Source organism: Sulfuricurvum sp. (assembly GCF_049587615.1).
Taxonomy (GTDB): Bacteria; Campylobacterota; Campylobacteria; order Campylobacterales; family Sulfurimonadaceae; genus Sulfuricurvum.
The window spans coordinates 21,338-45,710 of sequence record NZ_JBAVEF010000036.1; the positions used below are offsets into that span (position 1 = coordinate 21,338).

Consider the following 24,373-nt stretch of genomic DNA (forward strand, 5'->3'; position numbering starts at 1 on the left):
TAGAGGCAATCTTTAGTAGCGAAGACAAATGGGCTTTTGCTCAATTGTCGTCATTCTGAAGTAGTAAGGTGATTGTAACAGAGCGATCATTAAACTCGACTGCATAGCACTGTGTGGGGAGGGTAAGGGTATGGAGTGTTTCGATATGTATGGGGGTGAGTGTTTCGTTGCTTTTGACTCTGAACTCTTGAGAAGCGGCAAATTGTAAGAAACGGGTTCGTTCCCGTTCAAGGAGTGCGTCAAGGGTTTCATTTTCCAATCGCTGAAGTGATATATTGGAAAGAGGGCGGGTTGAGCAGGGACGCATTGCTTTGGAGAGGGTGAGCGTTTCTTCAATGGGCTGTGTATTTTTAGAGGTGAGCCGATACCCTATATAGTAGTGGTCGGCTGCAAGGGAGAGGGTACAGGTTACTGCAAGACTCGTGAGTATGAAAGGGCAATTTCCATTTCGACTTCGCACAGACCCTCTTTGAATGTAGTGTTGTTGACATTGGCCCCTCTCACCAGTGCTTCGACCGAGGTACGGGTGCTTGATTGGGTAAGCATCATATTTTTGATGCTGTCTTGACCTTCAACATGGACTCCGCGCACTTTTTCAGCGATTTGGCGGTATCCATCCGCGATGGCAGCACGTTTTGCCAAGGCATACGCTTGAGCCGGAGAGGCGGTTACCGATGGGGCAACACCTTGACCTACGACGGTAATCACCAGTTCGTTTTCTGATTTGAGTATCGGTTCGACGCAATGGCCGTCGGTGCCGCTGTAGACACATTTGACTTGGGATTCGGAGGCATTGCTGGATAAGAATCCCGCATGAAGCGCGGGAACAGTGAGAAGCAGTACAAGAGCAGCAGAAATGCGCATTCAGGTTCCTTCGGTTAGGTTTGGAATAATTGATTTAATTAAAGCAAATACTATTCCAATCCAAGAGTTCCCTCAGCCCCTTCGGATTCTTCATCCTCTTCATCTTCTTTTTTCGGACAACGTGAAATACTGGCGACATCGTCCCCTTTGACGATGTAAACACCGCTGGTATTGCGTCCCGATTTGGCGATGGTTTGCATATCGACACGGATCATTTTACCTGCTTTGGTGAGCGCCATAAGATCCATCGTTTCATCGACCATAACACATCCGACGACCGTGGTTCCGGTTTTTTGGTTGAGTTTCATCGCGATGACTCCGGAACCGGCACGGTTGGTAAGGCGGTACTCTTCAGCCGTGGTTCGTTTTCCAATCCCTTTTTCGCTGACCATCAAAATCTCTTCTTCGTCGGATTTGATGATGTTGGCATCAACGACAACGTCCCCTTCGATTTTGAACTTGATACCACGTACACCGCGGGTACTGCGTCCCTGATCACGCGTTTTTTCGATTTCGAATTTGATACATTGGGCGAATTTGGTCACAATAAAGAGGTATTTGGTCTCTTCGTTCGCGATGTGTGCGGTGATGAGTGCGTCATCATCATCCAGAACGATCGCACGGACTCCGTTACTGCGGATGTTGGAGAACTCGTTCAATGCGGTACGTTTTACAATACCGTTTTCGGTAAAGAATACGAGAGATTTTTTCTCATCGAAATCGGTTGTCGGGATGATGGAACGGATTTTCTCATCGGCTTCGAGGTTGATGAGATTGACGACCGCTTTCCCTTTGGCCGTACGTGATCCTTCAGGGATTTTGTACACTTTGAGCCAGTGGAGCTGTCCGCGATCGGTCACGAACATCAACGTATCATGGGTGTTGCAGGTATAGAATTTCTCGATAAAGTCATCGTCGTAGGTCGTTACGGCAATTTTGCCTTTACCGCCTCGGATTTGTTTCTCATACGCTACCAGTGGAACGCGTTTAATGTATCCACGGTGAGAAATAGTAACCACCATTGGCTCGTTCGGGATCAAATCTTCGATATTGATATCATCGTAATTATCTTCGATATCGGTGACGCGCGGAATATTGTATTGCTCAACAAGCTCGACAAACTCTCCTTTGATAATATCTTTGAGTACCTCTTCGCTGCGGAGAATGCTCTCTAAGTACTCGATATGCGCCAAAATCTCTTTGAGCTCATTTTCAATTTTATCACGCTCTAATCCGGTAAGACGCTGGAGGCGCATATCGAGAATGGCTTGAGCTTGAATCGGGGAGAACCCAAATTCTGAAATAAGGCCGTTTTTTGCACTCTCGCCATCGGCACTGGCACGGATCAGTTTGATAATCGCTTCGATATGATCGAGCGCTTTTTTCAAACCTTCCAAGATATGGGCACGCGCTTTCGCTTTTTCGAGGTCGAAAATGGTTCGGCGGATAATGACCGTTTTACGGTGATTGATGAAGTGGCCCAACATTTCGAGGAGAGTGAAAACACGGGGCTCTTGATTGTAAACCGAGAGCATGATGATTCCGAACGTGGTCTCCATATTGGTTGATTTATACAAATTGTTAAGAACGATTTCACTCATAGCATCGCGTTTGAGTTCGATGACAACGCGAATCCCTTCACGGTCGGATTCGTCGCGAATTTCGCTGATCCCTTCGATGAATTTGTCTTTAACCAAATCGGCGATCGTTTCAATCAGACGCGCTTTATTGACCTGATACGGTAATTCATCGATAACGATAACGTCTTTGTTCGATTTTTTCTCGATGTGGGTTTTCGCCCGTACTCGGATACGGCCGCGGCCGGTCTCATACGCGTCCAAAATCCCTTTTTTACCGTAGATGGTTCCCCCTGTTGGAAAATCGGGTGCTTTAATAAACTGCATAATCTCAATCAGGGTAGCATTCGGATTATCCATAAGGTGTACGAGTGCGCTAAGCACTTCATTGGGATTGTGAGGAGGGATGTTGGTCGCCATACCGACGGCGATACCGCTTGAACCGTTGATGAGAAGATTGGGAACCCGAGTCGGGAGAACATCCGGTTCTTGCGTCGTACCGTCGTAGTTATCGACCATATCAACGGTATCTTTTTCAAGGTCTTTAAGCAATTCTCCGGCATAGCGGGTCATTCTCGCTTCGGTATAACGCATAGCCGCAGCGTTATCGCCATCAACCGAACCAAAGTTTCCTTGACCGTCTACGAGCGGTGCACGCATTGCAAAAGGTTGTGCCATACGAACCAACGCATCATAGACAGAAGTGTCACCGTGCGGGTGGTATTGACCGATAACATCCCCGACGATACGGGCCGATTTTTTATACTTAGCACCGGCTGAGAGACTCAGTTTGTCCATTGCATAAAGGATACGGCGATGAACCGGTTTGAGACCGTCGCGTACATCGGGGAGAGCCCGCCCGATGATAACGCTCATAGAGTAGTCAAGATAGCTGCTCTTAAGGGTATCTTCTATATTAATGTCGTTGATTTCGCTGTTGTCAAGCAGATCGTTCATTTCGCCCCCGAAAAGTGAAGATTAAGTTTCCGATTATATCTCAACGAGACTTAAGAACCCTAAAAGGGAAAAAATGAACCCTTAAAAGATTCATATAATCGTTTGAAAAAGTTAACGATAATTTGGTTCTGAGGGTAAAAGAAGCTACAATTACGTCACTATGTGTAGGGAGTTTACTTATAATGAAAAAAATTGAAGCGGTTGTCAAACCATTTAAACTCGAAGATGTGAAAGATGCACTCGCCGAAATCGGTATTACGGGTATGACGGTCAGTGAAGTCAAAGGATACGGACGTCAAAAAGGGCACAGCGAACTCTATCGCGGTGCCGAGTATGTCGTCGATTTTCTTCCTAAAATTAAAATAGAGATGGTGGTTGATGATGATATGCTCGACACGGTTGTTAATACCGTAGTGGAAGCGGCACGAACCGGTAAGATCGGGGACGGTAAAATCTTTGTCAGCGATATCAACCAAATCATCCGTATTCGTACGGGTGAAACCGGTAGCGACGCGATTTGATAGCACACAACAAAATGAGCAAAGTCCATTTCGGTGGCAAGGACTCCTTCGGCTATGCTTTCGCATATAGCCTTTGGTTTCAAAGCTAAAAAATTCAAGCAGTTGAATTTTTCTGACGCTTTTCACCTTTGCAATCCCCAAAACAAGCGAAGCGCTCCCATAGGGATGTTTCCTGAAACGCTACTTGCATAAATGCTGGAGATTTTGAAAGCTAGCTACTTTCTAGGAAATGCGCAATACTAATTTTGCTATTCTCTTTCCTTATACTATAAAAATCCATCTGTTTTTAAATTCATCTGCAGTACTGATTAAAAATTAATCATCCATTTGCACTCTCGTGTTTCGATTACTCTGTACAATGGTATTCGAGATTCAAGTCAATACGGACAATTAAAGAGTCCAAATAAGGAGAGAAAATGAAAAAGTGGCTTTTAGCTTTATCGCTACTGGGCGTATCGGCATTTGCCGAAGATGCTGCAGCACCTGTACTCAATTCAGGGGATACTGCATGGATGATGATGTCTACGGCACTCGTCATGTTGATGACCCCAATCGGGTTAGCGTTGTTTTATGGCGGTATGACCCGTTCTAAAAATATTCTTAATACGTTTGCAATGGTATTCGGTGCATTTTCGGTGTCCTTTATCGCATGGGTTGTCGCCGGTTTCTCAATGGCGTTTGGTACGGCTGAAGGTTCAATGAACCAAGTTATCGGTGGTTTTAATCACATTATGCTCAGCGGTATCAGCTGGACGGAATTTGCGAGTGTTGATCTTGGTCAGCTTTACCCTAAATTGGTATTTGTTGTCTTCCAAGGGACATTTGCGGCAATTACGGTCGGAATCGTTGCCGGTTCAGTGATTGAGCGTATGAAATTTTCAACCTGGATGGTATTCGCCTTTATCTGGACGATTGTTGTTTATGCTCCGATTACGCACATGGTATGGGGTGGCGGTTACCTTTTCAATGAAGGTGCTCTTGACTTCGCTGGGGGTACGGTTGTACATATGAACGGTGGTTTGGCCGGTCTTGTACTCGCGCTTTTGATCGGTAAACGTGCGGGATACCCGAAAGTGGCTATGAAACCTGCAAGCGTTATTCTCACTGCAGTGGGTGCGGGTCTTTTATGGTTCGGTTGGTACGGTTTTAACGGCGGGTCTGCATTCGGTGCAAACGCTATTGCCGGTCTTGCGTATTTGACAACAACCATTGCGGCTACCGTCGCTACGGTAACATGGATCGTGGTTGAGTATGCGGTATTCAAAAAACCGACATTGCTCGGTGCGGCAACCGGTGCGATTGCAGGATTGGTAGCGATTACTCCGGCAGCGGGTTTCGTAGGAGTATCGGGTGCTTTTATTATCGGTGCAACAGGTGCTTTGATCGCGTTCTTCGGGGTAACGGCGCTTAAGAAAAAATTGGGCTACGATGATTCGTTGGATGCATTTGGGGTTCACTTCCTTGCAGGTCTTTGGGGTGCGATTGCAACCGGTATCTTCGCTGCATACACGCCAAATACGGACAATGCACTTCTTTGGGCTGGACCGTTGAAAGATTCAGGTGATCGTATGGGACAAATCATGGTTCAGCTTGAATCGGTACTTGTTGTCGGAATGTTTACTTTGGTCGGTACGATCGTGGTTTACTATATTGCAATGGCATTAACAGGCGGTTCACGTGTTAACGAAGAACAAGAGAGCCAAGGTTTGGATGAGTCGGTACACGGTGAACGTGGGTTTAATTTATAAGATACAGTTTGGAACGCCAAAGGAATAAAATCCCTTTGGCTGCGCTAACGCTGAGTTTTCTTCAGCAGAAGGCTCTTGCGTGGCTAGCCACGCTAAATCTAAGAATAAAGTAAACAAGGAATACAACATGAAAAAAATTGAAGCGGTAATCAAACCATTTAAACTGGAAGATGTAAAAGACGCCCTTGCCGAAATCGGTATTACGGGTATGACGGTTAGTGAAGTAAAAGGTTACGGACGTCAAAAAGGGCATAGCGAACTTTATCGCGGTGCCGAGTATGTGGTTGATTTTCTCCCGAAAATCAAAATGGAGATGGTTGTCGATGATGCGATGGTTGATTCAGTAGTGAATACGGTCGTCGAAGCGGCACGTACCGGCAAAATCGGGGATGGTAAAATCTTCGTGAGTGATATTAATAAAATCGTTCGTATTCGTACGGGTGAAACGGATATGGAAGCTATTTAATCCTCTCTCGTCATTGCGAGCGATAGCGTGGCAATCTATCTTTATGGATTACCGCGTCACTTCGTTACTCGTAATGACAAAACAAGTTGATTAAAAATTAATCAATACTTCTTCTCAAATCCATTTATATGAATATATAATGCACACCTTTATTTTAGTATTAAAGGTGCCGCATGGATACTACCTACGTTATTGATACCCTTTTTACCCTTTTCTCTATCACGTTAATCATTTTAATGGTCCCCGGTTTTGCGATGCTCGAAGCAGGTTTGGTTCGTACTAAAAACGTCTCGAGTGTATTGACGGTGAATGTCATGATTTATGCGGTTGCGTCGATGGCATTTATTTTGGTGGGATTTCATCTGGCATTTGGTGATTTTCAATCGCAAACGATGAGCCAATGGGCTTTCTTTATGTTTCAAATGGCATTTGTCGGTAAAGCAATCAACATTATGAGCGGCGGAGTCGGTGAGCGTGCCCGTCTGCTCCCATTAACCCTTTTTACCGTTATTATGGGTGCGTTGATCTATCCGACAGCAGTCAACATCAGCTGGGGAAGTGATTGGCTCAAAGATACCATTTTTGATTTGAACATGGTCGACTTGGCAGGTTCAACGGTGATTCATTCGACCGGAGGATGGGCATTGCTCGCGGCAATTTTGGTCATCGGGGCCCGTAAAGGACGTTATGTCGGAAATCAAATCCGTGTTATTCCCGCATCCAATATCCCGCTGGTCGTTCTTGGGGCAATGTTGTTATGGATCGGATGGTTCGGATTTAATGGCGGTTCGGTAGGATCAATTTCGACGAAAGAGGCGGCAGACAGTGTTGCTTTGACTATTTTTAATACGAACACCGCAGGTCTCGCCGGAGCGATTATCGCCGGTATCGCTATCTATGCACGCTATAAACTGTTCGATATTACGATGATTCTCAACGGCGCGTTGGGGGGATTGGTCGCGATTACGGCAGGCCCCCATTTGTATACGATGATCGATGCAATTCTCATCGGCGGGATCGGGGGAGCGTTGGTGGTTCTTGCCGTACCGCTCTTTGACCGTTTCCGTATCGATGATCCGGTAGGGGCATTATCGGTTCACTTGGTTAACGGTATTTGGGGAACCGTTGCGGTAGGTATTTTTGCCGCTGATCCGGTCAACAACGTAACGCTCCTCAATCAGCTCAAAGGGGTAGGGGTGATGGCTCTTTTTGTCTTTACGGTCTCTTTTAGCGTGATTTACCTACTCAATAAATTTATACCGTTCCGCGCTTCGGATGAAGATCAGGTTCAGGGGCTTGATGTCAGTGAATGTGGACTTGAAGCGTATCCTGAATTTAAAAGAGCCATCTAATTTATCACGTTATATCGTCATTCCCGCGAAGGCGGGAATCCAGCTTTTATTAAATTTGGGGATGGATCCCTGGATCAAGTCCGAGGATGACGAGATACTTAACACTGTTGTAACACTTCTTCACTATTCTTCGTTGGGGCTTGAGGCCTCATCAAAGACTCCTTTAACTACCTCGTTGTATAATTTGTTAATATTGATAAATAAGGGAAAATATGAGCATTTACCGTGAATATGATATCCGTGGGATTTATGAAAAAGAGTTGAACGAAGAGACGATTACCCGTCTAGGATATGCGTTAGCGAACGAGATGAAACAATACGGTGAATACGTTGCAGTCGGTTATGATGCACGTTCCCATTCACCGATCCTTTTTGAATATTTGACTGCCGGTTTGAACGCCGGCGGTATGAAAGTACTTGGGATGGGTATGGTACCTACCCCGGTAAACTATTTTTGTAATTATCAGGAATTTGATGGGGTTAATGCGTGTGCGTCGGTGATGATTACCGGTTCGCATAACCCGAGTGAATACAACGGATTTAAAATCACGATCAATAAACTTCCTTTTTTCGGTGAATCGATTTACGCGCTCGGACGCAACATCGAGACTCTCCCTTTTCCTCACAAAGTAGAGCGGAACGTCACGGAAATCGATGCTCTAAGCCGTTACAAGCGGTTTATGGTGGAATCATTTGGCCATTTGCGTGGGATGAGTGAGCGGATCGTGTATGACTGTGGAAACGGGGTTGCAGGTCTGGCAATCGAAGATATTTTTAACGAATTGGGGCTCAAAACCAAAGGGATTTATGTCGATCCTGATGGGACGTTCCCAAATCACCACCCTGATCCGAGTGAAGAACATAATCTCGAAGACATCAAAAAACTCCTCGCCTCAGAGGGGGATATCGCATTTGCCTATGACGGTGATGCCGACCGTATTGCGGTGTTGACCCCTAAAAACAACATCAAAGGGGACATGATGGCGTTGCTGTTTGCCCTCAAGATGAAAAATCCGATCGTTATCGGCGAAGTCAAATGTTCACAGGTAATGTACGATATTTTGCATGAACGCGGTGCGACTGCCGTGATGTACAAGACGGGGCACTCAAACCTGAAAGTCAAAATGAAAGAGCTTCATGCCGATTTGGCGTGCGAAGTGAGCGGGCATGTCTTTTTTGCCGATCGTTATTTCGGGTACGATGATGCGATTTATGCGACGCTTCGTATGCTTGAACTCATTCACGAAGGGATCGATCTCGATGCGGAGATTGCAAAACTTCCGCAGGTATTTTCGACCGAAGAGATCAAAGTCAAAACAACGGAACAGGAAAAATTTCCCCTCATTGCGAAACTCAAAGAGCTTTTGCAAACACCTCCGAGTGATTTTCCTGCTATCCGTGATATCATCGATGTGGACGGTGTACGGGTCATTTTTGATAAAGGGTGGGGATTGGTGCGGGCGAGTAATACGACGCCGGTCCTCGTTACCCGTTTTGAATCAACGGATGCGGATGAAGCCAAGCGATATGAAAAGGCGTTAAACGCTCTCATTCAAGATGCTCAAAATCAGTTAAAGGTCTAATATGGAATCGATTACGTTAACGATGCCGTTGGACATGCATCTACATTTACGTGACGGCGAGATGTTGGAGACGGTGGCTCCGCTTACGTCGTACAGCTTTAGCGGTGCGTTGGTGATGCCCAATCTCGTCCCGCCCGTTACGACCAAGGAGATGGTCAAAGAGTATAGAAAACGGATCAAGCATGCTATCGGGCGTGACGATTTTGAACCGTATATGACCCTTTTTTACCAAAATTACAGCCGTGAATTCTTAGAGAGCGTTCAAAATGAAATTACCGCGATCAAGATTTATCCAAGCGGGGCAACGACCAACTCAGAGGGAGGAGTGGTAAGTTTCGATATCGAGCCGATGCGTGAAACGCTTCAGGCGATGTCTGATCTGGGAATCATCCTCTCGGTTCACGGCGAGACGAATGGATTTGTGATGGACCGTGAAGCGGAGTTTATGAGTGTCTATGAGAAGCTGGCACTCAATTTCCCGAAACTCAAAATCATTATGGAACACATTACGACCGCCGATGCAGTAGCGATGCTTGATAAATACGATAATCTGTATGCGACGATTACGGTGCACCATCTCATCATTACCCTTGATGACGTAGCGGGGGGGATGCTGCGACCGCATTTGTTTTGCAAACCGATTGCAAAACGTCCGGAAGACCGTGCGGCACTTCTCAAAGTGGCTCTGAGTGCTCATCCGAAAGTGATGTTCGGTTCCGACTCCGCACCGCACCCCAAACATACCAAAGAATCATGCGGATGCGGAGCAGGGGTCTTTACCGCCCCAATCGCTTTGCAACTGCTGTGTGAAGTGTTTGAAGCACACGATCAATTGGGTAACCTTCAAGCCTTTGTCAGTGATAATGCGCAACGCATTTACGGCATCTGTGCCGAATTTAAAGAGGTGGTGTTGGTCAAACACGATTTTGTTGTCCCTGAAATCTACGGAACTGTTGTACCGATGAAAGCGGGCGAAACTCTGAAGTGGTCGATTGAGCGTGTCGACTAAAATTCTCCTCCTCGAAGATGATCTCCTCTTCGGTGAATCGATAGCAGATGTCCTCGAGGAAGAGGGGTTTGGGGTAACCCTTTGCCGCAATGGGCAGAGTGCTCTGGATGAGACTTACAAGAACCATTTTGATCTTTACCTTCTTGACATTAATGTTCCCCTTATCGACGGGTTATCCCTGTTGGGTGAGCTTCGACGTGCCAATGATACGACTCCGGCCATTTACCTGACCTCCTATCAAGATATTGAAACCCTCTCCCTGGCATTCGAAGTCGGAGCCGATGATTATCTCAAAAAACCGTTTAATACCGATGAACTCCTTGTTCGAATCCATGCATTGTTGCGTCGTACCAAGGGAAAAAGTCGCCATTGTGTCGGCGAACTGTGCCTTGATGAACTTCATAAATGTGTCTTAATGGGGGGAAAAGAGATCCCTTTTTCACTCAAAGAGTACCAACTGATGGCACTATTTATCCGTAATGCCGGGGAGATCGTTACGAAAGAGATGATTATGGATACCCTCTGGAACCCTTCGGAAATGATCAGTGACGGGGCGATACGGGTTTATATCAACCGTCTCAAACAGGAGATCGGATCGGAGCTGATCGTTAATATTCGTGGGGTAGGATATCGTCTTGTTTCGTAGTGTCCAAATTGCGTTAGCATCGCTCTACGTTACAACCACCGCTATTTTGATTGCCGGTATCTATTATGTTCATCAGGTATTGGGGGTAGAACAGTGGGGTATTATAGCCTTCGTTTCGCTGATCCTGACCCTCATCGCGGGTGGAGTGTTGGCAAAAATCGCAATTACCCCTTTGCGAGAGCATTTTGAACATCTGGAGCGTTTTTCGAAAGAGACGCTGCATGAGCTGAATCTCCCGATCAATACGATAACGGCAAACGCTCAGATGTTGCGTAAAACGCATAATGATGAAAAGAGCTTAAAACGTCTCGATCGGATTGAAACAGCGACAGAGATGCTAAAAGAGCGGTATAATGAGCTCGATTATTTGATCAAAAAGCAGACGGAACGAGAGAGAATCGAATCTTTTGATTTGAGTGAGTTAATTGAGGAGCGTTTAGGATTCTTGCGTTCCCTTTACCCCTCCGTCATTTGGGAACTTTCATTGGAGCCGCAGAGGGTGACGTGCGATCGGATCGGATTGGGTAAAGTGATTGATAATTTGGTAGAAAACGGTGTGAAATACTCCGGGCAGATACCGCATATCGCGATAAATCTACGAGATCAATCGCTGAGTATCTGCGATCAGGGGATCGGAATGGATGAGATCACGCTCATGCGTATCTATGATCGCTACTACCAAAACGATTCGACGATGGCGGGATTCGGGATCGGGCTTAGTCTCGTGAAACGGTATTGTGATCGCCATCATATTAATCTGCATGTTGCTTCCCGAGTCGGAGAAGGGACCTGTGTCAAACTTGAATTTAAAAAAGGAGAATAACTAATGGAAAATAGTAGCTGGTTGGAATTTGCACACTCGGCAGTGGATTACGGAATTATCGGAATTCTGGTGATCATGAGCATCGTTTCTTTATGGCTTTTTATCGAACGTATGATGGCGTATGGTGCCGTTCGTATCGAAGAATATGAGACGAAAGAGGAATTGGAACTCGATCTTGGTAATAACGTCTCGACCATTGCAACAATTGGTTCAAATGCACCCTATGTAGGGCTGCTCGGTACCGTTTTGGGGATCATGATCACTTTTTATTCTCTCGGAGACGTGGGTGCCGTTGATCCGAAGAAAATTATGACAGGGCTTGCGTTGGCACTCAAAGCAACGGCAATGGGGCTTGTCGTTGCGATTCCGGCTATTGTGTTTTACAATATCTTGCTTCGTAAAATGGAGCGTCTGATCACTTTATGGGAAATTAACGCCCATAAAAAACAAGGGTAACCCATGAAAATGAAACGGATCGATACGATCAATGTTATTCCGTTTATCGATATCATGCTCGTTCTATTGGTTATGGTTCTTACTACGGCGACCTTTATTAAAACGGGATTGATCCCTGTCGATCTCCCGGAAGCCAAAGGGACAGCGGCAGAGCATAAACCGAGTGAATTGAAACTGACCATCCAAAAAGACGGGACGCTGATGTTGGGTGAGGAGAAAACACCGATTACCCTTGCTGAGTTTGAGCAGCGTGTTGTTGCCGGAGGCAAAGAGATGACGGTGGTTCTTTACAGTGATAAAGAGGCGGCATTCCAAAATTTCGTCGGCGTCATGGATGTTCTCAAACGTCTAGGGCATGAACAACTCTATATTGTGACCGATAAACAGAAATAGCCGTGCATCAAATCAGCAACTATGTATACGCACGTGATGAACTCTTAGAGTGGGATATTCCGACCAAGCGGTTGCCGAATCCCTATTATGATTTTCCTTATATGGTACTCGAAGGGGTGCTTAACCCTACAGAGTGCCGAGCTATCACTGCTGCTGCGCTAGCGGATAAAGAAACGGTGCAGGCGGAACTTCGCGGACGCTCTCTCGATACCGCTATTCGTAAAACTGATATACATGCTCTGAGTGCCGAACACCAAGAAATTTATAATCGTCGTTTTGAAGCGGTGAAAGCTGAAATTGAAAAATTCTTTACCCTTTCTCTTGCCAAAGCGACAGATGTGCAGGTGTTAGGGTATGAAAGGGGCTCGTTTTACGTTAAACACAGTGACGATTCAAGTGAGCTAAGAAATAATCAGGGAGATGTGATCGGCTATAAAACGGTTGCCCCCGAACGCAAGCTTACTACCGTACTTTTTACGACTTCCTATACGCCCCATCCGACCGACAGTGACCATTTCAGCGGGGGAGAGCTCCTTTTTAATTATTTATGTGACGAGCATGGCAATACGATAACCCTTCGTCCCGAAGCAGGGGATATGGTGGTGTTTTTCAGTAATCCCTATTTCTCCCATGAAGTGCTTCCTGTCAAAGAGGGATTTCGTCTTTCACTTGTTCAATGGCATAATGCCCACATGTAAGTTATAATTGCGCATTACTTTCGAAGGATGCACATGCGCTACTTTTACAGCTCGTTTGCGATTATGGCTATCGGTCTGATTGCAGCGTTTTACCTCGGCGGACTTGCCGCTATTTACATCACCTTTTTGTTGATCATTCTTGAAATCTCTCTTTCGTTTGATAATGCGGTAGTCAATGCCAAAGTACTCGAAACGATGGACCCGATTTGGCAGAAACGATTTATCGTATTCGGTATTCCGATTGCCGTTTTTGGGATGCGTTTGGTCTTTCCCCTTGCGATTGTGTCGATTGTGACAGGGATGGGGTTGATTGAAACCCTTCAAGTGGCGATGAATCAGCCTGCAGAGTACGAAAAAGTGCTCAAAGCAACGGAATCGACAATCTTCGCATTCGGGGGAGCGTTCTTGTTGATGGTCTTCTTGGACTTTTTCTTCGGCGATCACGATGTCAAATGGGTGACCTTCGTCGAAGGTTCCAAAGCCATGGAAAAATTTTCAGGTGTGGCCAATATCGAGCTGATTACCGCGATTATGGTGGGGATTGCTCTGGGGCACATTACACAGGATTTTGGAGTCGTATTGGCGTTTATGTACGGAGTATTGCTTCACTCATTACTGGGGATGTTGGATCATTTTCTCTCTTCTGACACGGTCAAAAGCGGTATCGCCGGATTTATCTATCTCGAAGTTCTCGATGCGAGCTTCAGCTTTGACGGCGTTATCGGAGCGTTTGCCCTCACCAGCAATATCTTCATCATTATGATCGGGCTCGGTGTGGGGGCAATGTTCGTCCGGAGTATTACTCTCTATTTCGTTGAGCATAAAACGCTTTCGCATTTCCGTTATCTCGAACACGGTGCCCATTATGCAATCGGGATTTTAGCGATCATTATGTTGATGAAAATCACGACCCATATCAGTGAAATGGTGACGGGAACGATTGGTATCGGTCTGATCGCGATCGCGTTTCTCCACTCTATATGGGAAAACAAAAAAGCGAATCAGCTTCCATAAGTATGTCGTCTTTTCAGACGGCATCCTCACTTTTTATCTTCATTTTACAATCCCCTGCAAACCAATAACCATCCGAATTGATTCCCTTAAATATGATGTGAGATTCCAAAGGGTAGATCCATAATACGCGGTTTATTACAGTTTAAAATATAGGATGTATTTAGAGGGAGAGGATGTGATTTCGTTCGTGCGTAGTGAGAGGCAGGGTTTTATTTTATACTAAGCCGCCAGCGGTACCTTGGGTACATCGCTTTTGGTTTCGGAGGTGAAAACGATAACTACATTATCGTTTTCTTAGCGTCCTTACATCATACCTGGCATTCCGCCCATGCCGCCCATATCCGGCATAGCGGCAGGTTTGTCTTCTTTGATCTCATGGATCGTTGCTTCAGTCGTGAGGAGCATACTCGATACCGACGTTGCGTTGGTTAACGCGACACGTTCAACTTTCAACGGATCGATGATTCCCGCTTCGTACATATCGACGTATTCACCGGTTGCCGCGTTGAATCCGATGTTCTCATTGGTAGCAGAAACGATCGTATTGACGACAACACCCGCATCGTATCCCGCATTTTCAGCGATTTGTTTCACCGGAGCGGTGATTGCGCGGAGAATGATCTCCCAACCGATTTTTTGATCGCCGGTAAGGTCGTGTTGCACTTTGGCCGCCGCACGGATCAATGCCGCACCGCCACCGATAACAATCCCCTCTTCAACTGCCGCTTTGGTCGCTGAGAGTGCATCGTCGACACGGTCTTTTTTCTCTTTCATTTCGGTTTCGGTTGCCGCACCGACTTTGATAACCGCAACACCGCCTGCGAGTTTTGCCAAACGTTCTTGGAGTTTTTCTTTGTCGTATTCGCTGGTAGTCGCTTCGATTTGAGTACGGATCTCTTTGATACGTGAGTTAACCGCATCTTTGTCTCCTGCACCGTCAACGATGGTGGTGTTGTCTTTACTGATAACCACACGCGCCGCTTGACCGAGGTCGGCTACGGTTGCGCTATCGAGTGTACGTCCGATCTCTTCGCTGATCACTTGTGCACGGGTCAATACGGCGATATCTTGGAGCATCGCTTTACGGCGATCACCGAATCCCGGAGCTTTAACGGCCGTGATATTGAGTACACCGCGAAGTTTGTTCACAACGAGGGTTGCCAACGCTTCACCTTCAACATCTTCAGCGATGATGAGGAGCGGGCGTGAGCTTTTTTGCACTTGCTCGAGTACTGGTAAAAGGTCTTTGAGGTTCGAGATTTTTTGATCGAACAAAAGGATAAACGGATGATCCAACTCAACGGTCATTTTTTCAGAATTGTTGATGAAATACGGGCTGAGGTAACCGCGATCGAACTGCATCCCCTCAACAACGTCAAGCTCGTCATTGATCCCTTTGGCTTCTTCGACGGTGATTACGCCGTCGCGGCCAACTTTATCCATCGCTTCGGCGATCATCGCACCGATCCGCTCATCCGAGTTTGCAGAGATGGTAGCGACTTGCGCGATCTCTTTTTTGTCATTGATGATGCGTGACGCGGCTTTGAGTTCTGCCAAAATCGCTTCGGTCGCTTTGTCCATACCCCGTTTTACTTCGATCGGGTTGGCACCCGCTGTGATGTTGCGTAGACCCTCTTTGAAAATCGAGTTGGCAAGGATAGTTGCCGTAGTCGTACCGTCACCCGCTTCGTCCGCCGTGTTGGAAGCAACCTCTTTAACGAGTTGCGCTCCCATATTTTCCAAAGCGTCTTTGAGTTCTACCTCTTTGGCTACCGATACACCGTCTTTGGTGATCAATGGTGCGCCGTAGCTGCGTTGGATGAGGACGTTACGTCCGCGCGGTCCCATGGTTACTTTGACTGCATCGGTAAGTTTTTGTACCCCGGCAGCGAGTTTATTGCGTGCATCGTCTGAAAAATGGATCTCTTTTGCCATAGTATATTCCTTATTAGTGTTTAGGTTATTTGATAATTCCAAGAAGATCGTCGGTTTCGATCACCAAATAGGCTTTTCCGTCTAAAGTTAGTTCGTTTCCTGCGTATTTACCGAATACGACGGTATCTCCAGTAGAAACGTTTTCTACTTCAGTGCTTACGGCAACAACGGTACCTTGCGAAGGTTTCTCTTTAGCGTTGTCGGGGATAATGATACCCGATGCGGTTTTGGTTGCCTCTTCGAGACGTTGTACCAAGACACGTTTTCCAAGCGGTTGAAAGTTCATAGCATTTCCTTTTATGTTGAGATTTTATGTGCGGGATTGTACACGAGTTTACCTAATATGTCAATACTCTTAGTCTATTAGACTCAATAATTGTGAGCTTAATCATAGCTATAAAAGTGAGCTATATATTTTTGTTTTAGAATATTTTTCTGTTAAAGCTTTTAATAAGTTAATCGCTATTATAATTCCATCCTTCTTTGTAAGACTTCTTTGCAAGTGGCTGGGTAGCTCAGCTGGTTAGAGCGCTGGTCTCATAAGCCGGAGGTCGGGGGTTCGAGTCCCCCCCCCGCCACCACTTGTTAAAAATCATCCACCCGTTTAAAACTCTGCAAAAATCACCGCACCATTTTATCCATGCTCATTCAGCAATGACTTTATCCATTTTGATTTAGGCTCGTTTTCAAAAAGTGAAGATTGAATACCTGACCCTTGTTTTCGATTTTCAACAAAATTACGACTTATCCTGAGTAGCTTTTCTAAGCTTTAGCTATGCTATAATCATCCAAAACCGTTCCTAAAGGTTATAAAAAATGGATATGGTATTAGCACTTGTTTTGTTACCGATTATTGCCGCATTTTTACTCCTATCGATCCCGCTGGGGCGGTCTCAGTATATTGTGAGCGGAGCTGTCTTGGTATTACTCAGCGGAGTTGCTTTTGCCCTATATAACTCTTTCGGTAGTTTTACCTATCACCTTTCTTCATTTATGAACATCTTTATTATCGCCGCCGATGTTCTCCTTCTCCTCTTTTTTCTCTATCAAGGTAAACTTTTTAACCATCCCAAGGTGATGGCACTCGCGGCTGTACAGTTGGTATTGTACGGATACATCGAGTCTATTGTTCCGGAGGCGGGGTCGGCTGAGATTGTGGTGGATAGTCTCTCGAAATTTATGTTTTTGATTATCAACACTGTGGGGGGGATTATCGTCCTTTATGCTGTGAAATATATGGAGGATGAACCGACGTATCCTCTCAAAAAACGTCTATTTGTCGGAGGATTGCTGGTGTTTCTTGCGGTGATGAATCTGATCGTTATTGCCAACTCGATACTCCTCTTTTTCTTCCTTTTCGAAATGACGACACTCGCATCGTACCTATTGATCGCCTTTAGAAATGATGAGGTGAGTCGTGCGAATGCCCTCAAAGCCCTTTGGATGAATCAGATCGGCGGGGTGGTGATTTTAATGGGGGCGTTGGTTGCTATTATCGGGTTTAAGACGGTGATGTTTGATACGTTGCTCCAAAGTTCGGGGGGGATGGTGTTGTTTTCCATAGCACTCCTCTCGATGGCGGCACTCGTCAAGGGGGCATCGATCCCGTTCGAGGGGTGGTTGCTCGGAGCGATGGTGGCACCGACTCCCGTGAGTGCGATGCTCCACTCGGCAACGATGGTTAAAATCGCCCCCTATTTGATCCTCAAACTTGCCCCTGCGTTGGCGGTGAGTATGGTCGGGGGGATCATCTCGATTATCGGTGCGCTGGTATTTGTTGCCGCGTCATATTTGGCGCTTTCGCGCTCGGTACTCAAAGAGATTTTGGGATACTCCACCGTGGCGTTGTTGGGATTGATGATGTCGTTGGCGGCTATCGGGACACAGGAAAGTATGAATCTCGCCATGGCGTTGATGCTCTTTCATGCCCTCTCTAAAGCTTTGCTCTTTCTCTCGGCAGGTGTGTTGGAGCGTCTTCATCATGCTAAAAACATCGAAGAGATGAAAGGGATGGTGACCCGATCGCCTAAAACTGTTGGATTTATCCTCTTTGGATTTGTCTCGTTGACCCTCCCGCCGTTTGGTCTGTTTATGGGGAAACTCTTTGCCATCAGCTCTATCGCCTCACTGCTCAAAGAACACCCCTCCAATCTTATTATTCTCCTCTCCCTGATCGTCGGAAGTGCTTTGATGGTACTGCTCTATTTTAAAGTTGCATCAGCTCTTTTATCTGCGCCGTGCGATGTTAGAGCTTCCGAGGCGATTGCGATTCCTAATGGTTTTAATGTTCCGTTGGTGCTGCTGAGTTTTTTCATTGTGGTCGGGGCGTTCGGGTACATTATGATGCAACACAATATTTTCGTCGTACTGTTGGCGTTGCCGATGCTCTTTGTTTTTGCCTTCCCATCGCTGATTCGTCGGATGGATCGGTATGATCGCTCACAGCCGTATCATTGCGGCGAAAAAGAGCCGTTTGATGCAGCATTGGTCTATTATAAACCTTCTCTTAAAACAGAGCGGATGCTCTATTGGGGTTTTGGAATTCTCTTTGTCGCGGTAGCGATGGTAGGAGCATTCTCATGATCTGGGTATGGATAGCGTTGGCTCCGATTTTAGGAGGGTTGGTTTATGGGGGAGAGCGGGTGTTACGGGCCCGGATGCAGCGACGACAAGGTCCTCCGATTGTGCAGCCGTTTTACGATATGTTCAAGCTCCTTGATAAGCGGACGTTGATCGTCCATGCTCCTCATGCCCTCCTCGCAGTTGCCCACTTTTTTGTTTTATGGTTTACTATCGCGGCGATCTTTTTTGGATGGAATCTCCTCTATATCATTTTTCTCCACCTTTTCGCCCAATTGCTCCTTATCGTGGCGGGGTACAGTGTCCGTTCCGTCTATTCGCACATTGGATCGAACCGTGAACTGTTGATGGTGGTGGCGTACGAGCCGATACTGATTTTGGTGGCGGTGGGGTTGTATCTGGTGAGCGGAAGTTTCGAGGTTTCACAGATCCTCAAAGCTGGCGGCTACCTGACGCAGTTGCCGCTGTTGTTTGCCGCATTGCTGATGATCGTCCCGATTAAGGTGAAAAAATCCCCCTTTGATGTCGGTGAAGCCCATCAGGAGATTGTCGGCGGGGTCGAGATCGAGTACAGCGGGGTGTTTTACGAGTTTTTGTATATGTCGCGGTTTCTCGAATATATCTTTATCTACAGTTTTGTTTATCTCTTCGGCGGAGAGTCGCATTGGGTAGGGGCGTTGTTGGTCGCGGGGGTCTTTTTGCTCGTCAATCTCGTCGATAATGCGACCGCCCGTGTCAGACCTGCCGTGATGGTGAAAATCATCTATACCGTCGCGATGGCTCTGGCGGTACTCAATCTCGCGGGGGTACTGTTATGAAATTCTTTACCCCTTTTCGGAAAAAATCACCGTGGGTATTGCACTACAATGCGGGGAGTTGCAACGGCTGTGATATCGAAATCCTCGCCTCCCTCGCCCCCAAATACGATCTGGAACGTTTCGGGGTGATTAACACGGGAAATCCGAAACAATCCGATATTTTCCTCGTGACGGGGCCTGTCACCTACCGTTCTCGCGAGCGTCTTGTCGAGCTCTACTCCCAAATCCCTGAGCCAAAAGTGGTCGTGGCGGTGGGGTCGTGCACGGCGACGGGGGGTGTATTTCGGGGGATGTACAATGTCGAAGACGGGATCGATCGTTATATCCCTGTCGATGTCTATGTCCCCGGATGTGCCGCATCGCCGCAGCTCATTATCGATGCGATAGTTAAAGCTCTGGAAGTGCTCGAAGTGAAAAGCAAAGAGATCGAAAAACCGTTCAAACTCTTCGGTGCAATAGAGACGATACATAATAAACTCAGCCGCCTCAATATGGCAACCAAGGTGGAACCTCATGCGAAAGATTGAAACGACACTCACGACGCTGTTGAGAGAGATCGGAGCGTTTTACGAAGCGAAAAAATGGCATTTCCTGAGTGTCAACGGGATCGATTTAGGGGAGGGGAAAATCGAGCTCCAATGGATTTTTTCCCAATACGGCGTTAAAGACGAAGTGGTGATTTATTATGCTTTGAGCGATTATGAAACTCCCGTTCCCTCGATTGTCACTCTGATCCCCTCCGCATTTATGGGGGAGAGGGAAATCGTTGATATGTTCGGGCTTAAAGTGGAAGGGGCGGAGAGAGGACTTTATCTCGATGAGGATTCACTGGCACACCCGCTTAGGGGGGAATCATGAAAAAAACGATCCAAATCCCTTTGGGGTCACAGCATATCTCTCTGCTAGAGCCGATACGGTTTAAATTCGAGTGTGAGAACGAGAAAATTATCGGGGTCGATGCTGATGTCGGATTCGTCCATCGCGGGGTGGAGTTGGCGTGTACCCGCAGTTTCGAATTTAAACAGGTGGGATATGTCGTTGCTCGTGTTTGCGGGCTTTGTGCTATTACCCACTCCCTCTCGTATACGTTAGCCGTCGAAAAACTGCTGGGATACGTCGCCAATGATCGGATCAAATATTTGCGGATGTTGATGGTGGAGCTGGATCGTATCCATTCCCACATGCTCTGCCTCGCCCATACGGCAGAGAATGCAGGTTTTGAAGCCCTTTTTATGCAGATTATGGGGGATCGGGAACTGATTATGGATGTTCAAGAAGCGATCAGCGGGAACCGTGTCCAGTTTGATTATATCTCCATTGGCGGGGTGAACCGTGATTTAACCCCCGAACTGGTGGCGCTGATCCATAAAAACCTCGGATTGTTATCCGATAAAATCGATGCACTGATCGGATTGTTTGACAACAACTGGTCGCTCTCACTCAAATACAAAGGGGTAGGGGTGCTGAGATTGGAGGATGCGTACATCTACAATGCTCTAGGACCGTTGGCTCGTGCGGCGGGATTGGCAACCGATGTTCGCGCCGAAACGAGTGATTTCCCCTATGAAGATATAGGGTACACAATGATTCTTGAATCTACGGGGGATATTCATGCGCGTAACTTCGTCCGTCTTCGAGAGATTGTGAACTCGATAGCAATGTGTCAAAATATCGTGAATAACCTCCCAGTAGGAGAGATTCAGGAGAAGGCAAAAGGGAAACCGAACGGCGAAGCGGTAGTTCGTGTCGAAGCCCCACGCGGAGAGCTTTTCTATCTGGTGCGGGGGAGCGGTCAAAATATGCTCGATCGTGTTCGGATTAAAACCCCGACCTTTTCGGCAATTCCGGCGATGATGGAGGTGTTTAAAGGCTCTGAGTATGCCGATGCTCCCGCCATCCTCGCCTCGTTCGATCCGTGTATGTCGTGTACGGCGAAATAACCGATGAAAAAAATACGGGCCTACTGCCGAAGTAATCACAGCGATAGCGTAGGTAAATGGGCTTTGCTCATTTGCCGTATAAAAGGAAAATGTAATGGTTAAATCGATGATCGAAGCATTTTTGAATCTCTTTCGACCGATCCGTACGCATCAATATCCCGCCGAAGAGATTGTTTTGCCCAAGGGGTATCGGGGATTGATCGAGCATAATCATGAGGCGTGTATCTACTGCGATAAATGCGAAAAGGTGTGCCCTCCGGGGGCGATTCTCTTTTATCAGAATGAAGACGGGACGAAAACGTATCGCTATAATCCGTGGCTCTGTATCTACTGCGGCGAATGTGTCCGTGCCTGTCCGAAACCTGAGGAAGCGTTGTGGCAAAGTGAGACAAAACAGAGCAGTGCCGTGAAAGAAGACGAGGCGAACGAGGGGTGGTTTGTGTGGGAGGAATCGTGCAAACAAAGCCGCGAAGCGTATACTGCTGTCAAAAAAGCAGGTAAAATCCAAAAGAAGAGTGAGGAGTAGCGTATGCGCATTGTTATTGTAGGTGGCGGGATTTCCGCTGTGTATATTGCCAATACGCTTATGGAGAGTGCTCCTGAATCTGAAATAGTAATCGTTTCAGATGAAGAATATCCTCCGTATGACCGTATCCATCTGTGCAAGTTAGTGGACGATTGTAAGTGTGTTGATTCGATAGAGTTGGAACTGCACCCGAAAGTCAAGCTGGAACTAAACCAAAAAATCAGCTCTATCGATCCTACCCAAAAACGGGTTTTCAGTGAACACGCTGCCTTTCATTACGATAAGCTGATCATCGCGACGGGTTCGGTTCCCAAAACCCTTTTTAACATCACCGGCATTGAGAATGCTGCAACCTTTAGGAGTCAGAAAGACTCTGAAAAGATTGCGCAGGGGATGATCGGCAAAAATGTGATCATCGCCGGAGCGGGACCGATCGCTCTGGAGTTGCTCGATACCCTTATGCGCAGTGATGCTCCGCAAAGTATTACCCTTCTGGTACGAAAAAACTATCTCTACTCCGAGGTGATCAGTCGTGAGGGATTGGCATTGATACGGGGTATTTTCGAAGCGGATCCGCGTGTACGTATCCGTTTTAACGATCAGATCGTGGACAAAGAGGTGAGCGGAAATACAATTACTAAAATTTTGACCAAAGGGGGGGAGATCGAGAATCCGTTTATTATTTTCGGTGTCGGGATCGATCCCAATATCCCTTATGCTCGCGACGTGCTCGAATGTGATCGGGGAATTTTGGTCGATGATAGGATGCGAACCTCGGATGAGAACATCTACTGCGTCGGCGAAGCGGCACAGCTCCGAGAGGGGGGATTTATTGCCGGACGGGTCAAAGAGTGTACCTTGCAAGCTGATGTTGCGATTGCAAATCTCCTCGGAGATGAGAACAAAAGATTTAAAGAAGAGGTCTCCATCGACGGGCTCAAAGTGGGTTCCTTTTTGTTTGCTGATGTCACGGCAACCGATTTTGATCCCAAAGACCCTGAGAATGAAACGATCCTCATCTCTCATGAAGATCGGATCGATCAGTATATCGTCAACCATGATCGGTTGAAGCGGTTTATCGGGATCAATACGAACATCGATCTCCTCGCACTGAAACGGCTGATCGAGAACGATTCGCCGATCGATGCGGCGTATCTCTACTCCAACCGCCTGATGTCGGAGAAGGGGAGACTCGTCTGCAGCTGCGAGGGGGTGCATGAGCAGGAACTGATCGATATTATCCGTGAGAATGCGGTGACGTCGTTTGGGGAGTTGAAAGCGCACAGCAGCGCGGGGCGAACCTGCGGACGGTGCAAGCAGGATGTCTGCGCCATCATTTCCGCGACTCCGGTCGATCCGGCAGAAGCAGCGCGGCTCAAACAAGAACGCATCGAGGCTGCGGCGGCGGCGGAACTGGCTCAGGTGCGTGCACGGATCGAAAAATACAATCGCCTCCATCCGACCAATCAGCTGAGCAGCGAGAATTTCCATGAAGCTCTGGAATCGTATGAGATGAGTAAAGAATTCAACCGCTGGGTCTCCATGATTACGGCCTCGATGCATCTTCATCCGCAGTATGAGGGGGTTGTGAAAGAGGGGGTGACGAGCCTCAATAAAATTCCGATTATTTGGCTGGAGCTTGCTGATTGTTCGGGCAATTCGGAAGGATTTATCAAATCAGCCCATCCAAAAGTGGACGATCTGATTCTCAACTACATCTCCCTTGATTATCATGAACTCCTGATGGCCGCATCGGGAGAACAATCCGAACAGGTACTCAGCGACATTATTCGTCAAGATGCGGGAAAATACATTTTGATTGTCGAGGGGGCCGTACCGATGGGGCTGGAGGGAAAATATCTCCGTATCGGGCCCAAGGGGGAGACGGGGGTGGAACTTCTGCGGCGGGTTGCGGCCAATGCGGCAGCCGTACTGGCGGTAGGGTCATGCGCATTTGATGGAGGGGTCGTTGCGGCAGCGCCTAATCCCACCGGTGCGGTCGGGGTGGCCGAAGCACTCGGACGCAGCGACATTATCAATCTTCCCGGCTGTCCGGTGAATCCGATCAACATCGTGGGGACTCTCTTGCATTATATTATGTTTGAGGAACTTCCCAAGCTGGATAGCAAAAACCGTCCCGAATGGGCGTACGGCTTTCGGGTACATGATAATTGCGAACGGCGCGGTCATTATGACGCGGATGAGTTTGTCCTGGAATGGGGAGATGAAGGGGCGAAAAAGGGATGGTGTCTGTTTCAGATGGGGTGTAAAGGTCCCTATGCGGAGTTGAACTGTTCGCTTGTAAAATTTAATGACGGCACGAGTTGGCCGGTACAGGCTGGGCATGGATGTTTTGGATGCGGTCAGGGTAAAATTGCGTTTGATAGCTACGCAAACCACCGAAAATTGGAAGAGAACCATGATAAATAAGACTCTCGGCGTCAGCCGTAGCTTTAGTAAAAGGAAT

At 47.1% G+C, this 24,373-nt stretch carries 24 protein-coding genes and 1 tRNA gene; 20 read left to right on the forward strand and 5 right to left on the reverse strand.

Going from position 1 to position 24,373, the window contains the following annotated elements; translation table 11 throughout:
- Positions 1–40: 40 nt before the first annotated feature.
- Genes WB308_RS06795 through gyrA form a run of 3 tightly spaced genes read right to left on the reverse strand, consistent with a single transcriptional unit; the run spans position 41 to position 3,398 of the window.
- On the reverse strand, positions 41–460 hold the full coding sequence (locus tag WB308_RS06795; protein WP_424190258.1) for a hypothetical protein: 420 nt from the start codon (positions 458–460) through the stop codon (positions 41–43).
- Positions 409–864 (reverse strand): LPP20 family lipoprotein, encoded by a 456-nt coding sequence (locus WB308_RS06800; RefSeq protein ID WP_424190259.1) that lies wholly within the window; start codon positions 862–864, stop codon positions 409–411. The genes WB308_RS06795 and WB308_RS06800 overlap by 52 nt, the downstream gene beginning before the upstream one ends.
- Positions 865–914: 50 nt before the next feature.
- Positions 915–3,398, reverse strand: a complete 2,484-nt coding sequence (gene gyrA / locus WB308_RS06805) for a DNA gyrase subunit A (protein ID WP_424190261.1) — start codon at positions 3,396–3,398, stop codon at positions 915–917.
- Between the two features lie 182 nt (positions 3,399–3,580).
- On the opposite strand from gyrA, the gene WB308_RS06810 reads away from it, so the two are divergent.
- The 12 genes from WB308_RS06810 (at position 3,581) to WB308_RS06865 (ending at position 14,107) form a co-directional block, all read left to right on the forward strand.
- On the forward strand, positions 3,581–3,919 hold the full coding sequence (locus WB308_RS06810; RefSeq protein WP_424190263.1) for a P-II family nitrogen regulator: 339 nt from the start codon (positions 3,581–3,583) through the stop codon (positions 3,917–3,919).
- Positions 3,920–4,335: 416 nt separating this feature from the next.
- A complete protein-coding gene (locus WB308_RS06815; RefSeq protein WP_424190265.1) occupies positions 4,336–5,667 on the forward strand; it encodes an ammonium transporter in 1,332 nt (443 codons plus the stop codon).
- A 127-nt stretch (positions 5,668–5,794) separates the two neighbouring features.
- Entirely contained in the window at positions 5,795–6,133 is a 339-nt protein-coding gene (locus WB308_RS06820) for a P-II family nitrogen regulator (protein ID WP_424190267.1), read from the forward strand.
- Between the two features lie 173 nt (positions 6,134–6,306).
- Positions 6,307–7,485 (forward strand): ammonium transporter, encoded by a 1,179-nt coding sequence (locus WB308_RS06825; RefSeq protein WP_424190269.1) that lies wholly within the window; start codon positions 6,307–6,309, stop codon positions 7,483–7,485.
- A 212-nt stretch (positions 7,486–7,697) separates the two neighbouring features.
- Complete coding sequence (locus WB308_RS06830) at positions 7,698–9,068, forward strand: phosphomannomutase/phosphoglucomutase (RefSeq protein WP_424190271.1); 1,371 nt, start codon at positions 7,698–7,700, stop codon at positions 9,066–9,068.
- A gap of 1 nt (position 9,069) precedes the next feature.
- The gene (gene pyrC / locus WB308_RS06835; protein WP_424190273.1) at positions 9,070–10,077 is read left to right on the forward strand and encodes a dihydroorotase; all 1,008 of its coding nucleotides are present in this window, start codon (positions 9,070–9,072) and stop codon (positions 10,075–10,077) included.
- Positions 10,067–10,723, forward strand: coding sequence for a response regulator transcription factor (locus WB308_RS06840; protein ID WP_424190275.1), 657 nt, complete (start codon positions 10,067–10,069; stop codon positions 10,721–10,723). Before pyrC ends, WB308_RS06840 begins: the two co-directional genes overlap by 11 nt.
- Complete coding sequence (locus WB308_RS06845; RefSeq protein ID WP_424190277.1) at positions 10,713–11,546, forward strand: sensor histidine kinase; 834 nt, start codon at positions 10,713–10,715, stop codon at positions 11,544–11,546. The genes WB308_RS06840 and WB308_RS06845 overlap by 11 nt, the downstream gene beginning before the upstream one ends.
- Positions 11,547–11,549: 3 nt before the next feature.
- Positions 11,550–12,002 carry a TonB-system energizer ExbB gene (exbB, locus tag WB308_RS06850; RefSeq protein ID WP_424190279.1) on the forward strand — a complete coding sequence of 151 codons (453 nt, stop codon included), beginning with the start codon at positions 11,550–11,552 and terminating at the stop codon, positions 12,000–12,002.
- Between the two features lie 3 nt (positions 12,003–12,005).
- The gene (locus WB308_RS06855) at positions 12,006–12,395 is read left to right on the forward strand and encodes an ExbD/TolR family protein (protein WP_424190281.1); all 390 of its coding nucleotides are present in this window, start codon (positions 12,006–12,008) and stop codon (positions 12,393–12,395) included.
- Between the two features lie 2 nt (positions 12,396–12,397).
- A complete protein-coding gene (locus WB308_RS06860) occupies positions 12,398–13,093 on the forward strand; it encodes a 2OG-Fe(II) oxygenase (protein ID WP_424190283.1) in 696 nt (231 codons plus the stop codon).
- 33 nt (positions 13,094–13,126) lie between these two features.
- Positions 13,127–14,107 (forward strand): DUF475 domain-containing protein, encoded by a 981-nt coding sequence (locus WB308_RS06865; protein ID WP_424190285.1) that lies wholly within the window; start codon positions 13,127–13,129, stop codon positions 14,105–14,107.
- 303 nt (positions 14,108–14,410) lie between these two features.
- Here WB308_RS06865 and groL read toward each other — a convergent pair whose 3' ends face one another.
- Positions 14,411–16,042, reverse strand: coding sequence for a chaperonin GroEL (gene groL, locus WB308_RS06870; RefSeq protein WP_424190287.1), 1,632 nt, complete (start codon positions 16,040–16,042; stop codon positions 14,411–14,413).
- A gap of 25 nt (positions 16,043–16,067) precedes the next feature.
- Entirely contained in the window at positions 16,068–16,328 is a 261-nt protein-coding gene (groES, locus tag WB308_RS06875) for a co-chaperone GroES (RefSeq protein WP_424190289.1), read from the reverse strand.
- 218 nt (positions 16,329–16,546) lie between these two features.
- Between groES and WB308_RS06880 the strand changes: the two genes are divergently transcribed.
- From WB308_RS06880 to WB308_RS06915, 8 genes are all read left to right on the forward strand, one after another.
- Positions 16,547–16,623: transfer RNA gene (locus tag WB308_RS06880), tRNA-Met, on the forward strand.
- 241 nt (positions 16,624–16,864) lie between these two features.
- The gene (locus tag WB308_RS06885) at positions 16,865–18,625 is read left to right on the forward strand and encodes a proton-conducting transporter membrane subunit (protein WP_424190291.1); all 1,761 of its coding nucleotides are present in this window, start codon (positions 16,865–16,867) and stop codon (positions 18,623–18,625) included.
- The gene (locus WB308_RS06890; protein ID WP_424190293.1) at positions 18,622–19,440 is read left to right on the forward strand and encodes an NADH-quinone oxidoreductase subunit H; all 819 of its coding nucleotides are present in this window, start codon (positions 18,622–18,624) and stop codon (positions 19,438–19,440) included. Before WB308_RS06885 ends, WB308_RS06890 begins: the two co-directional genes overlap by 4 nt.
- Positions 19,437–19,967: an NADH-quinone oxidoreductase subunit B family protein gene (locus WB308_RS06895; protein WP_424190295.1), complete on the forward strand. Its 531-nt coding sequence runs from the start codon at positions 19,437–19,439 to the stop codon at positions 19,965–19,967. The genes WB308_RS06890 and WB308_RS06895 overlap by 4 nt, the downstream gene beginning before the upstream one ends.
- Positions 19,954–20,298, forward strand: coding sequence for an NADH-quinone oxidoreductase subunit C (locus WB308_RS06900; RefSeq protein WP_424190297.1), 345 nt, complete (start codon positions 19,954–19,956; stop codon positions 20,296–20,298). Before WB308_RS06895 ends, WB308_RS06900 begins: the two co-directional genes overlap by 14 nt.
- Complete coding sequence (locus WB308_RS06905; protein WP_424190299.1) at positions 20,295–21,380, forward strand: nickel-dependent hydrogenase large subunit; 1,086 nt, start codon at positions 20,295–20,297, stop codon at positions 21,378–21,380. Before WB308_RS06900 ends, WB308_RS06905 begins: the two co-directional genes overlap by 4 nt.
- A 94-nt stretch (positions 21,381–21,474) precedes the next feature.
- Entirely contained in the window at positions 21,475–21,906 is a 432-nt protein-coding gene (locus WB308_RS06910; RefSeq protein WP_424190301.1) for a 4Fe-4S dicluster domain-containing protein, read from the forward strand.
- 3 nt (positions 21,907–21,909) lie between these two features.
- Positions 21,910–24,336: a hydrogenase small subunit gene (locus WB308_RS06915; protein WP_424190303.1), complete on the forward strand. Its 2,427-nt coding sequence runs from the start codon at positions 21,910–21,912 to the stop codon at positions 24,334–24,336.
- Positions 24,337–24,373 lie beyond the last annotated feature (37 nt).